Genomic DNA, 12600 nt, shown 5'->3' with positions numbered 1-12600 from the left:
TTTGTTTAATAAGCTCATGAGTAAGTCTATTGGAATAGTTAGGTTTTTGTTTTGGAGTAAAGAAAAGGAATCGGGGGAAGTGCATTTTAAAGTTCTAGTTGAGAGGGGAAAATATAAAAAAGGTGTGTTCACACAATTTGTATGAACACACCTTTTTACATATTAAACAATCAAGTCCCACAAAAAGTACGATAAGGACGATTCGTCGGTACAGGTGGAACACAGTATTCTTCTTGATCTGTAGCATACGCATAAGGATTAGATAGCGCTTCAAGAAGTTTCTCCATTACGCTATAGTCGCCATTTGTGACAGCTGCTTCTAGTGCTGCTTCTACGCGATGGTTCCTTGGGATGATGGATGGGTTATTATTTTTCATCATTTCGTAGGCGTTTTCTTTCGATTCTTCTTGTCGTTCTAATCGAGATTGCCATAGTTTGTACCATTCTTTAAATTCTGGACTGTCAAATAGAGCTGTATTTTCGATCGTATTAAGAGTTAATGAACGGAATGTATTTGTGTAATCTGCTTTAAATTTCTCCATCATTTTTAAAAGTTGCTCAATAAGTGAGTGATCTTGTTCCTCATTGCTAAATAGTCCTAATTTCTTTTTCATTCCAAGGAACCATTGGTTTTCATACTGTACGCTAAATTTTGAAATTTCGTCTTGAGCAATCTTTAATGCTTCTTCTTCATCTTCATGCAGAAGAGGTATTAAAGATTCTGCTAGTCTCGCCAGGTCCCATGCGGCCATATATGGTTGATTTCCATATGCGTAGCGACCTTGTGTATCAATAGAGCTAAATACGGTTCCTTGGTCGTAATTGTCCATAAATGCACAAGGGCCGTAATCAATCGTTTCTCCACTAATCGTTATATTGTCAGTGTTCATTACGCCATGGATAAATCCAACAAGTTGCCATTTAGCGATGAGACTTGCTTGTTTTTTTATGACTTCTTGTAGTAATGCAGTATATCGGTTTTCATGATCCTCAATTTCTGGATAATGCCTTTTTATCGTATAGTCAGCTAGTGATTGAAGATCCTCGATAGAACCACGGGCGGCAGCATATTGAAATGTGCCGACGCGTATATGGCTACTTGCTACTCTAGTTAAAATTGCTCCAGGTAACTTTGTTTCACGATATGTTGGTTCACCAGTTGTAACAACTGCTAAACTGCGCGTAGTTGGAATATCAAGTGCATACATTGCTTCACTAATAATATACTCACGTAGCATCGGACCGAGTGCAGCACGACCATCTCCTCGGCGTGAGTACGGAGTAGGGCCAGAACCTTTCAGTTGAATGTCAAAACGTTTACCTGAAGGGGTAATTTGTTCACCTATTAAAAGCGCACGACCGTCGCCTAACATATTAAAATGTCCGAATTGATGACCGGCATACGCTTGAGCTAATGGATGAGCTCCTTCTGGGAGTGCATTACCAGCGAAAATAGCAATTTCAACTTCTTTTTTCAATTCCTCAGGATTAAAACCAAGAGATATTGCTAATGAATGATTTAGTTTAACTAGCTCCGGTGAACTTACGGGAGTAGGGGGGATTTCTGTATAAAATGATTGTGGTAAAGTCGTATAACTATGATCTAAATTCCAACCAGCTTCATTATTTTTAGTCATTTTATCTCCTCCTTGTTTATTTTTTATTATGTATTTGTACGTATGTATTCTTTGTAAAATTAGCTAAAAGTATAATATGATATTTCCCCTTGCAATCTATTGTAAGGACTTCACTGCACTATGTCTATTTAACAGTAAATATAAAGACCCCATTTTAAGGAGATGGGGTCTTTATTGCTATTTTATTTTTACAATTATTTTTCCTTTTGCTCTTCCAGACTCTGAATATTCCATTGCTTTTTGCGCATCTTCAAAAGGGAAAACTCGATCGATTACAGGTTTGATTTTTCCTGCTTCAATATAATTTGCGATAGTACGTAGTTGATCGCCACTTGGCTTCATAAATAAAAATGAATATTGAGCATTATGCTTTTTTTCAAGTGCAGTAAGTTTTCTACTTGCTAATGAAAATAAGAGTGTTTTAAAAAATCCGGAACCAAATTCTTTACCGAAACGAGCATTTGGCATTCCTGAAACGGAAACAATGTTGCCGCCGCTTTTTATAATATCGAATGATTTTTCAAGTGTTGTACCGCCGATTGTATCAAATACTGCATCATAATCTTTTAGTATTTCTTCAAATTTTTCTGTTTTGTAATTAATTATTTCATCTGCGCCAAGCGACTTTACTAAATCAGAACCAGCTTCACTAGCAGTCGTTGTAACGGTAGCGCCCATTATTTTTGCTAACTGAATTGCGAAAGTACCGACACCACCAGACCCAGCGTGAATTAATATTTTTTGTCCTTTTTGTAAATGCATAATGTCATGTAATGCTTGATATGATGTTAAGCCAACGAGAGGGATCGATGCTGCTTCTTCAAAACTTAAATTTTTTGGTTTTAAAGCTATATCATCTTCATGAATGGCTATATATTCCGCGAAAGTACCGATTTTATTTTTTCTTGGACGTGCATATATTGCATCACCAACTTTAAAACGAGTCACTTTTGATCCAACCTTTACGATGACACCGGAAAAGTCATTACCAAGAATTAAGGGCATTTCATATTTAAGTAACATCTTTACTTTTCCATCGCGTATTTTAAAGTCAATTGGGTTAATACTAGCTGCATGAATTTCTGCGAGTACTTCATGCTCATTTATTTCAGGAGTAGGTACCTCTGCCATACGCATTGGAACTTTCCCGTACTTATCAATTATCATTGCTTTCATTTCTTATACCTCCAAATTTCAATAAAGTGAAACTTTAATCAGTGGGGGGGTTCTTCATCCCCCACTGATTATTAGTTGAACCAATCGGACTTTTATGGGCAGTTGATCCCCATCAAAATTCTTTGCTTTCGCTGAATTTTGAGGTGGGGGTCTTACTGCCCGTTAAAGTGGGATAAAAGTTGTGCAATAGCTGTTCAATATCTAATACAAGATTTTTTAATAAGCCTAATTTTGTACGTATATCAATATAATAAAAGTTTTTTGTACCTTCTTTTCGCATTAAAATAATACCGGCTTCTCGTAAAATTCTAAGGTGATGTGATACTGCTGGTCGAGAAAGATGTGTTTGTTTCGTAATTTCACCTACACGTAATCCGGTTTGACATTCTGTTTCCATTAGAACTAACAAAATAGCTTGCCGTGTTTCATCACCAATTGCCAATAATACTTTTTGAGAATCAATAAAATCTTTTTTTATAACGTTTAATTGTTCTTGTTTATTCATTTCAATCACTTTACCTCCAATGAATTAGTCGAAAGGTTTAAGATGATGGACCATTACATCGATACGGTAATGCTACATCATTGTTATATGAGCTGCAATATTGGGAAAGAAAATCGAGACGAATGAAATTTTATGAGTTGAAAATGGTAGGGGGATAGAAAAGACTTTAATAATACGTTGTTTACAGATGAGAAAGGATAAGGATTTTTAAAAAGATAAGCGGTCGTACCCTGAATAACTTATAGGGGTACGACCGCTTATCATGTTTTTATTATGTTGGTGTCTACTAAAGTGAGTTTTTTCGTTTTACTCTTTCAAACATGCATAATTCAAGCAGATTATAGATGTTTGAAAAAGTAAAAGTAATTTGGGGCGTAATCTATCTATATGATAATTTAAAATGAAATATAAGTCTATATCTTTGTTGTTTTTTTGATTATATTTATATCACTGAGCTCAGAACAATGATGTGGAGGGTAAATATATGAAATCGAATTACGTACCAGTTTTAATTGTTGGAGGAGGATTATCAGGGTTAGCATCTGCGCTATTCCTTGCAAAACATAACGTTGATTATTTATTAGTTGAAAGGCACCCGTCTACTGCAATTCATCCAAAAGCGGGTGGAATCACTTTTCGTACGATGGAGTTATTTCGAGAATTAGGTTTAGAACAAAAAATTAGATCGACGGGTAAAGCATTAGAAAATTGCCGTGGAAGAATAGCAGTTCATACAATAGCTGAGGCGAATAAGGAAGAATTAGCAAAAATGCGGGCGACTCAGTATGGAAACGATGAGAAGTTACTTCAAAAAATAGAAGAGATTAGTCCATCAAAACAAACGGCTTGTTATCAAATTATTTTAGAAGAGATGATGTTACAAGAAGCGAGAACATTGGGCGGAGAATTATCTTTTTATCATGAATTAGTTTCTTATGAACAAAATGAGCAAGGAGTAATCGCAACGATTCGAGATCGCGAAACGGAAAAAGAGAGCGTTGTTCATTGTGACTACGTAATTGCAGCGGATGGGGCAAAAAGTAAAATACGTGAGCAACTAAGGATAAGTACGGAGGGAAGAGGTACAATCGGTGGCTATTATATGAATATTTATTTTGAAGCGGATTTAAGTGAGTTTATACAAGGAGATGCATTTGGTTTTACTATGATACTTCATCCTGAAGTTCTTGGTGCGCTTATTCCAGTTGATAACGAAAGAAGATGGATTTACCATGTATCCTACGATCCGTTAAAAGGAGAGCGACCAGAGGATTTCACTATAGAACGTTGTAAACAAATTATTCAAACAGCAATTGGAAGTACAAAAGTTGAGTCAGAAATAGTAAGTGTTTTACCGTGGGAAGCGACTGAAAGTACTGCTGCAAAATTTCAAGATAATCGCATTTTTTTAGTTGGTGATTCTGCCCATATTATGCCGCCAACTGGAGGGTTTGGTTCAAATACAGGGATACAAGATGCGCACAATCTAGCTTGGAAATTAGCGGCTGTTATAAAAGGGAAGGCAAATCCAAAATTGTTAGAAACATATCATGAAGAGAGGTATCCTGTTGCAAAATTAACGACGGAGTATGCGAGTAGTTTATTGTTCCGTGCTGCGAATAGAGAAGAAGGCAGTTTGAATAATATGGATGGTTTAGCTGTAACTGTCGGGTATCAGTATTGTTCAGAAGCAATACTAGATGAATCAGCCACTCCGCATAGAATGGATATCGTAGAGTTGAATGGAAGACCTGGAACACGAGCACCTCACTTTTGTGGGATGTATAAAGGGAAAGAAGCTTCTATATTAGACTTATTTGGTAACAATTTTGTATTACTTACTGGAGTAGACAATAGTTCTTGGGCTGAAGCTGTATATGATGTTTCATCTAAATTAGGAATAAATATTAAAGTGTATCGAGTAGGGGTAAGTGGAGACTTTATTGCTCAAGAAAATGTTTTTCGCGAATTATATGGGTTAGAGAGTGAAGAAGTTGTACTAATTAGACCAGATGGATTTATAGGATGGCGTTCGGAAAAAGCAGTGGTAAATCCAGATGTAATGCTGGAGGAGGTAATGAGTAATTTATTATGTGGTTTTTAAGTAACTACGGAAGTATTGTCTTATATAGGACGATACTTTTATTTTTTAGCTAATAAAAATTATGTAGTGTAGAGGCATTGTTATAGAAATATATGTAAATTAACCCCCTTTTTTGTTAGAATTTTTTCAGTTTTTAGTTTTAAATGATATCTATCGCTAGATTAGATTATCTTTTTATTGTATTATTTTTCCTAGAGATTATATATTACGCTAGATATTTAAAGTGTTTGAATATTCAATATATTATTTTGTCAAATAAATATATATATGAATTAGTATATTTAATAATGGGGTTACGATTGTAATCGGAGCAACTTTAGATAAAATTTTTTAGTTTTTAGGAGAGTAACATGGAAAAATACCACGGAAAAAGCACAGAACAAATTATTCGGAAATTGATGCCTGACAGTGTAAGATCGAGTGTCGTTATGGTGTGGGTAGTTATTAATTTTATGATTTTAACCCCATTTTTATTTCCTCCAACCTTTACTATATACTTATATATAATTTTACCTTTTCTTTTGATTGCTAATATATGGGGAGTATGGGTATTTTTTTATAAACCAAATGAGCCAAGGTTGGTACACATTTTATATAATGGATTTATGGGAATAACTTTTTCTTTTGGAAGCTTTATAGTGATTCAAAAGATTGCATATACCTTTATTAAAATTGAAACACCTCTGTTTTTTATTGTTACTTTTGTGCTTTACATTCTTACAATCTATAAATTGATTTCTATTGGAATGAAAAGTTTTTTAAGGCGATTAAACAATGAAGAAAATGACAATATAAAAATTTCTCCAATTGTGTATTTATCAGGATTGGGATATGTTATTGGACAAATATGTATAGGTACATTATCACAAAACGGTTTAGCGACGGTCTTAATTTTAGTCTTTTCTTTATTTGCTGTTGTGCTTAGTATATCTGGAGTATATATATGGGTATATGTTGATTTGAAGAGGAAGGAAATGGATGGGATGCATAATGGACAAATATAATGGCAACAACATAGTGGATTGTATACGAATATTAATACCATTTGATATAAGAAATATTGTAGGGGCCTTTATGTGGGTTATCATGAATTTTATGCTACTCATCATTTTATTCATATTTCCACCGTACAATATATACTTTTACGCAGCTTTTCCATTTTATGTGATATGTAATCTATGGGGGATTTGGGTTTCCATTTATAAACCTCGGCAGCCTCAATTGCAACATTTACTATATTCTGGATTTGTTGCGTTAAGTATTTCATTTTGTAGTTTTATAGCTGTGCAAAAGTTAGCTTACGAATTCGTAGAAATAGAATCTCCTTTATTTTTTATTCTATCGCTTATTGCATATAGTTTAATTGTTTATAAATCTGAATTATTCTGGATTAAATATTTTACAGCCCGCTTAAGGGGGATCACTGATCAAGATGTGAAAATCCCTAAAATTGTATATTTTTCGGGTTTAGGTTATATGATTGGTCAAGTTAGTATTGGAATTTTGAGCCAAAAAGCTATGGCGATTGTGCTAATCGTTATTTTTTCATTTATTTCAGTTGTTTTCCTAGCGCTAAGTACACATTTGTATTTTTACTTTGATTTCAAAAAACAAGGTATTACTTCGCGACATTTAAAAGAATTATATTTTCAAAAGAAGCCTAAACTGTCAAGGAAGGAAAGGAGACAATCTGTGGCTGCTTCGGGACATGTAAATATACCACATTCTCAAAAGAAACCTAAACTTGCAAGAAAGGATATACGAAATTAAGAATTTGTAATTAAGTAAAGCCTAGATTTACTTAAATATCATGTCAAATGATAATAGAATTTTATCTTGTATGAATGGAAATTAAAGAAGTTAGATAGGAATCGGGCTGTTCGGAAAAATTCGATGTGTTCAAATACTAATTAGTATAAGATAGATATATAACTTATACTGATTAAAGCTTTACCGTACTGAAAAAATAATATTCACAAATTTTAATAGGTTTGGTATGATTAATTTCGACAAGTTAATCGAGGCCGGAGATATTTGAGATAAGCCATAAATTTATTTAGGGATACAGAAGTGTCCTCTAAATAATTTATGGCTTTTTTTATTGATGAAATGTAATCAATAGGAAGTTACATGTGAATAGGAGGGATATGCAAAATAAATAGTATAGTAATAACATAGGAGAATTGTATTTGTAAGATTGGAATTTTAATATAAGCTTATAAAAATAATGAAAGTATATCTTCTATTTCGTGTAAATCTCATTAACTTGTTGAAATTTACAACGTAGGAAGGGTTAAAAGGATGAGAAAAATTATTAGCGTATTAGTTATTTTCTTTATGACGGGAAGTATTTTTGCTGGAGGAGCTGTTCATGCGAAAGCAGAAGGAAAGCATGAGTGGAATAAGAATAAGTTTTTAAATATTGCACATCGCGGAGCAAGTGGACATGCACCTGAGCATACTTTTGCTTCTTATGATTTAGTGAAAAAAATGAAAGCGGATTATTTGGAGTTAGATATTCAATTAACTAAGGATGGCCAATTAATTGCAATGCATGATACAGCAGTTGACCGCACTACAAATGGAACAGGTGAAGTACGAGATAAAACGTTAAGTGAAATAAAGAGCTTAGATGCAGGATCTTGGTTTAATAAAGCTTATCCAGAAAAGGCTAAGCAAGAGTATGTTGGTCAAAAGGTTCCGACTCTTGAAGAAATCTTCCAAAAGTACGGAAGAAGCATGAAGTATTACATTGAAACGAAATCACCAGACGTGTATCCAGGAATGGAAGAGAAATTATTAGCTTTATTAAATAAATATAATTTAGTAGGTCAAAACATGTCTTCAAGCCGTGTTATGATCCAATCATTTAGTAAAGATAGTTTAACAAAGATTCATAGTATGAATAGAAATATTCCGTTAGTTCAACTGCTTTGGTATTATCCAAATGAAAACAATGAGATTGTTGAATGGTCTAGTATTACACATGAACCGAAAAGTGTAACGAATGATGATTTTCAAGAAATTAAAAAGTATGCAGTTGGTATTGGACCGAACTTACGTAATGATAACGGAGAACTAATTATTGATGAGTCATATATGAAAATGGCTAGAAATAATGGGCTGTTAATTCACCCTTATACAATTAATGAGAAACCAGATATGAGATTGTTAATTAAATGGGGTGCTACAGGAATGTTTACAAATTATCCTGATCGATTACATAGTGTACTAAAAGAAAAATAAATAGGAGAAAAGGTATACCGACGTTTTGGTATACCTTTTTCTATTATGCTAGATTATAGTAGTAGGATACATATTCTTCTAAGCCTTGAACTTCTTTTTCAGGTGGCTCAATACCACCTTTTCTACCGTAGCAAACATTTCTCAAGTATTCTCCAAAAATCATAGAGCGACTTTTTTCATTCTCCATCCAATTATATCTATTAATTATAAACTCACCATCGAAACTTGTATCAAATGTAAATGGAATACAAGTAACAGTGTTAGGTAAATGTTTTTTTAATACTCTATATTGCCGACCAGCTCCTAAACTTTTGCATACAAATAGTAGCCGATTAATTTTTGTGAAATCAAAAATCTTTTTCGCTTCCATTACATTAGCGATAGAATGAAGGGAGTTTGTCTCGAATATGATAGCGTCTTTTGGTATGCCATGTTCAATTAATTTATGTACAATTACTTCTGCTTCTGACAAATCCCCGTAATTCCAGCTCGGATGTTTCATGCCATGTAAACTAGTACCACCTGTAACGATAATTTTATTTCCTAAACCTTGTCGATAAGCTTCTAGAGGAGCTCGCCAATTACCAGGATGAGAACCGCCGAAAACGAAAATAGCATCACATTTGTGTGGTGTTATTTCTTTTAGAAAAGCGATTTCTGTAATTTGATCGATTTGTTTTTTCGTAAGAGTAGGGACATCAGGATATTTAGGTATTACCATTTAAAAACCTCCTATATAGTAAAATGATAGATTCATTATATAGCGATTTTGTTAAGTGGAAAAAGGGAAGCTTTTCATTTGAAAGTACCCCTTTTAAGATAACTCTCCAATAAACCAAATCTCTTTTTTATTGATTGCATCTTCATCATAAATGACTTCTTGAAAGTGCAACATTTGGGCAGTAGGACAAATTGAAATTCCCCATGTCTTCCAAAAATCAGATTCATTTGCAAGAGGAATCCATTTTTGAAATTCACTATTTCTATTAAAGAAATTATGAAAGTACCCCTCATTTTTAAATATAATGATTTGCGAATCCCACAACCTTTCTATAGAAATCAAAACAACAACTCTATATGTATGTGTATCGCTCGGTTTTATTTTTATTAAATGATTTGCTTGATTTAATAGAGTTTGTATACATACTCGTTTTACTTTTCTAGGCGTTTTACACGAATTGATAAAAGCTTGGGAAACTGGTAATGGCATATACCAATATTCATCGTCATAGAAAGCAGAAGGGAACGTTTTTGTATGTTCTTCAATTCGCTGTATCATAGTGTTTGTTTTACACTTCATCCCACGCATTTTCTTTTCACGCATTGTTAAATCATCTCCATAAATTTTTGTAATGCAGCTGAGTGATATATGTCTTTTCTAGTAACAAAAGTAGTAGGAACATTTTTGAATCTATTAGGTAAAGGATTAAATGATAAGTTATGTGCATGACCATTTAATATAGATTTCATCATAATTGCTACGCCCATATTTGATTTTACACAGGCGAGTATTGCTTCAATTGTTCCAAACTCTAATACTCGTTTAGGCGAGATGCCTTCTTCTTGAAGCCAGTCTTCTAATAAACTTCTATAATAGCAACCGTGACTAAAAGCGAGTAAATTCATATCTTCTATATTTTTAAGAGAGGATAAAGTGTTTTTACTAATGAGAACTAATTCTTCTTCACGAAATACCTTTGTATGAAGTTCAGTATGCTGAGTAGATCCTGCTATAAACGCTCCGTCTAGTTTTCGTTCTAACACAAGCCTAATTAGTTGTTCGGTCGTATTTGTTTCTAAAATCAATTCGACTTCTCGGTATTTCTCATAATAGGCCGTTAATATAGATGGCAGCCTTACCGCGGTTGTAGATTCTGTACATCCGATTTTCAAAGTACCTTTAGGATCAGTTCCATTACTTTGAACCGCTTTTATAGATTGATCCATTAAGTGGATAATTTGTTTGGCGTATGTTAATAAAATCTCACCGTTAGAAGTTAAAGTTACCCCTTTCCCGTTACGGTAAAATAAAGGCACACCTAATTCATTTTCTAGATGTTTCATACGCATTGTTACACCTGATTGTACATAGTTCAAATTTTTCGCAGCGCGAGAAATATTACTTTCCTTTGCAACTTCGTAAAATACAGTTAAATCTTTTATGTCCACGTATCTTCCCTCCGAAAAGGTATCAATTTTTTTGATGGTTTATATGATGAACCTTTATTTTATATGATATCAGAACTTTCATACAATGAAAGGGGATGGAGGGATTATTGTGTTAATTGAAGAAAGGATGAAAAGTAATCATAAGTGGGTTATGTTAATGTTTGCGACGATTGCTCAAACGACAGCGACACTTATAACATATGGTGTCGGAGCTTTCTCTTTATTTTGGAAAGAAGAATATGGGCTTACGAATATGGAGAGTGGATTGTTAGTAAGTGTTGTAAATGTGGGACCATTATTTTGTATGCTTTTTGTTGGGCGGTTACTCGATCAATATAATGAAAAGTTGTTGATTTCTATCAGTTCATTTTTGTTAGGAGGTTCGTTTTTACTAACTAATATAGTAAATGGATTTAATGATCTGTTATTTGTACTTTTATTAGTAGGAATGTTCTATAGTGTTTCCCAGCCAGGAGGAAGTAAAGTGATTTTAAAATGGTTCCCAAAAGAAAATCGCGGATTAGCGATGGGAATAAGGCAAGCTGGTATACCGATTGGTGGTGCGTTAGCGGGAGTGCTAATCCCGTTTTTTACAATACAATATAATGTGACTTACGCAATAAATAGTATGGCATGCATTTGTATAATTGGAGGATTATTATTTTTTATGTTATATAAAGAGCCATATGTTCAAGAGGATGCTACTAGGAAAGAACATATTAAAATTTCTTTTTGGATGCAGCTAAAAGTAGTGATACGTAAAAAAGAGTTGTATCCAATATATATAACAGGTATTTGCATGATTTCATTACAAATGGTGTTAGTTGGACACTTCATGAAATTTTTAGTAAGAGAACAATCTATTACATCTATTGTAGCTGGAACAGTATTTTCAGTGATGTTCTTTTCTGGAATGATTGGCCGTGTTGCATTAGCAGCTATTAGCGATACGTTTTATAAAGGGAATCGGCGCATACCTTTATTTATAACTGTCTGTGCTTCTATTAGTTTGATTCTATTGTTAGTGATAAGCATACATACAGTAATGAGTGGAGTATTGTATGGTATAAGTGCAATGTTAGGGTTCTTTTCAATTGGATGGTTTAGTCTTTTTATCGCCGAAGTTGCTGAATGGGCAAGTGAAGAATCTGTTGGAATAACAGTTAGTTTGGCACTTACATTCAATCAAATTGCGATTATTGTTGCACCTGTCTTATTTGGTTATATTGTCGATGAGAAAGGGTATATGTATGCTTGGTTGTGTATAGTGCTATTATTAAGTATTTCGGCAGTGAGTTTATATAGTAAAAACAAAAAATAAAAGAAAGTTAGCAATGTAAATTTTTTATGAAGAAATTCTAAAGAAATGCCGAATGAGCGACATTTCTTTTTTTATATGTTGTATAATCAAAACATAAATGAGATTCATTTTCATTGACGTTCATTTCCTCTTTTGAAATTACCTGTAACTTTAGCCATAATGAGTTGTTTTTCTGTATCGTTATGTGCATGATTTATTTTGTTTAAAAATTTTTCAGCATCAGTTCCTTTTAATATCGTAATTTGTTTTCCGTAATATTCAATTAAAACTATGTTATTTTTTGTTACCCTGTAATGAAACATCATATCATCTAAACGATTGCGTTTATCAGTATTTTTCATGTTTATAACTCCTTTTTGATAATGTGTAACAAATGTTACATAAGATATTGAAATTATAGTAGGGTGTATCCGATTGTAAGGTGGAAATTTTGCAAGAAAGA

The 12600-nt window shown here is 33.4% G+C and carries 12 protein-coding genes; 5 read left to right on the top strand and 7 right to left on the bottom strand.

The window, feature by feature from the left end; translation table 11 throughout:
* Positions 1 to 170 precede the first annotated feature (170 nt).
* From FS742_RS17905 to FS742_RS17895, 3 genes are all read right to left on the bottom strand, one after another.
* The gene (locus FS742_RS17905) at positions 171 to 1637 is read right to left on the bottom strand and encodes a protein adenylyltransferase SelO (RefSeq protein ID WP_144614109.1); all 1467 of its coding nucleotides are present in this window, start codon (positions 1635 to 1637) and stop codon (positions 171 to 173) included.
* Positions 1638 to 1814: 177 nt separating this feature from the next.
* Positions 1815 to 2813, bottom strand: coding sequence for an NADP-dependent oxidoreductase (locus tag FS742_RS17900; protein ID WP_144614107.1), 999 nt, complete (start codon positions 2811 to 2813; stop codon positions 1815 to 1817).
* 112 nt (positions 2814 to 2925) lie between these two features.
* Entirely contained in the window at positions 2926 to 3327 is a 402-nt protein-coding gene (locus tag FS742_RS17895) for an ArsR/SmtB family transcription factor (protein WP_144614105.1), read from the bottom strand.
* A 475-nt stretch (positions 3328 to 3802) separates the two neighbouring features.
* Between FS742_RS17895 and FS742_RS17890 the strand changes: the two genes are divergently transcribed.
* From FS742_RS17890 to FS742_RS17875, 4 genes are all read left to right on the top strand, one after another.
* A complete protein-coding gene (locus FS742_RS17890) occupies positions 3803 to 5422 on the top strand; it encodes an FAD-dependent oxidoreductase (protein ID WP_144614103.1) in 1620 nt (539 codons plus the stop codon).
* Between the two features lie 350 nt (positions 5423 to 5772).
* A complete protein-coding gene (locus tag FS742_RS17885) occupies positions 5773 to 6426 on the top strand; it encodes a hypothetical protein (protein WP_144614102.1) in 654 nt (217 codons plus the stop codon).
* A complete protein-coding gene (locus tag FS742_RS17880; RefSeq protein WP_144614100.1) occupies positions 6413 to 7192 on the top strand; it encodes a hypothetical protein in 780 nt (259 codons plus the stop codon). Before FS742_RS17885 ends, FS742_RS17880 begins: the two co-directional genes overlap by 14 nt.
* 531 nt (positions 7193 to 7723) lie before the next feature.
* Positions 7724 to 8668, top strand: coding sequence for a glycerophosphodiester phosphodiesterase (locus FS742_RS17875; protein WP_144614098.1), 945 nt, complete (start codon positions 7724 to 7726; stop codon positions 8666 to 8668).
* A gap of 43 nt (positions 8669 to 8711) precedes the next feature.
* On the opposite strand, the gene FS742_RS17870 is transcribed toward FS742_RS17875, so the two are convergent.
* From FS742_RS17870 to FS742_RS17860, 3 genes are all read right to left on the bottom strand, one after another.
* Complete coding sequence (locus tag FS742_RS17870; RefSeq protein WP_144614095.1) at positions 8712 to 9389, bottom strand: YdcF family protein; 678 nt, start codon at positions 9387 to 9389, stop codon at positions 8712 to 8714.
* A gap of 93 nt (positions 9390 to 9482) precedes the next feature.
* Entirely contained in the window at positions 9483 to 9992 is a 510-nt protein-coding gene (locus tag FS742_RS17865) for a DUF3916 domain-containing protein (RefSeq protein WP_144614093.1), read from the bottom strand.
* Positions 9993 to 9994: 2 nt separating this feature from the next.
* Positions 9995 to 10837, bottom strand: a complete 843-nt coding sequence (locus tag FS742_RS17860) for a LysR family transcriptional regulator (protein ID WP_144614091.1) — start codon at positions 10835 to 10837, stop codon at positions 9995 to 9997.
* A gap of 85 nt (positions 10838 to 10922) precedes the next feature.
* On the opposite strand from FS742_RS17860, the gene FS742_RS17855 reads away from it, so the two are divergent.
* Positions 10923 to 12158, top strand: coding sequence for an MFS transporter (locus FS742_RS17855; RefSeq protein ID WP_144614089.1), 1236 nt, complete (start codon positions 10923 to 10925; stop codon positions 12156 to 12158).
* Between the two features lie 110 nt (positions 12159 to 12268).
* Here FS742_RS17855 and FS742_RS17850 read toward each other — a convergent pair whose 3' ends face one another.
* Positions 12269 to 12499, bottom strand: a complete 231-nt coding sequence (locus FS742_RS17850; protein WP_088113547.1) for a hypothetical protein — start codon at positions 12497 to 12499, stop codon at positions 12269 to 12271.
* Positions 12500 to 12600 lie beyond the last annotated feature (101 nt).

Origin of the sequence: Bacillus cereus (assembly GCF_007678085.1) — a bacterium.
Taxonomy (GTDB): domain Bacteria; phylum Bacillota; class Bacilli; order Bacillales; family Bacillaceae_G; genus Bacillus_A; species Bacillus_A cereus_BE.
The sequence above is the reverse complement of the archived record's forward strand: the minus strand, read 5'-3'. Positions and strand labels throughout refer to the sequence as shown.

Excerpts from the sequence above, each read along its gene's own strand:
- FS742_RS17890 (WP_144614103.1), top strand. The coding sequence starts at position 3,803 with ATGAAATCGAATTACGTACCAGTTTTAATTGTTGGAGGAGGATTATCA.
- FS742_RS17885 (WP_144614102.1), top strand. The coding sequence starts at position 5,773 with ATGGAAAAATACCACGGAAAAAGCACAGAACAAATTATTCGGAAATTG.
- FS742_RS17870 (WP_144614095.1), bottom strand. The coding sequence starts at position 9,389 with ATGGTAATACCTAAATATCCTGATGTCCCTACTCTTACGAAAAAACAA.
- FS742_RS17855 (WP_144614089.1), top strand. The coding sequence starts at position 10,923 with ATGAAAGGGGATGGAGGGATTATTGTGTTAATTGAAGAAAGGATGAAA.
- FS742_RS17880 (WP_144614100.1), top strand. The coding sequence starts at position 6,413 with ATGGACAAATATAATGGCAACAACATAGTGGATTGTATACGAATATTA.
- FS742_RS17850 (WP_088113547.1), bottom strand. The coding sequence starts at position 12,499 with ATGAAAAATACTGATAAACGCAATCGTTTAGATGATATGATGTTTCAT.
- FS742_RS17905 (WP_144614109.1), bottom strand. The coding sequence starts at position 1,637 with ATGACTAAAAATAATGAAGCTGGTTGGAATTTAGATCATAGTTATACG.
- FS742_RS17865 (WP_144614093.1), bottom strand. The coding sequence starts at position 9,992 with ATGCGTGAAAAGAAAATGCGTGGGATGAAGTGTAAAACAAACACTATG.
- FS742_RS17900 (WP_144614107.1), bottom strand. The coding sequence starts at position 2,813 with ATGAAAGCAATGATAATTGATAAGTACGGGAAAGTTCCAATGCGTATG.
- FS742_RS17875 (WP_144614098.1), top strand. The coding sequence starts at position 7,724 with ATGAGAAAAATTATTAGCGTATTAGTTATTTTCTTTATGACGGGAAGT.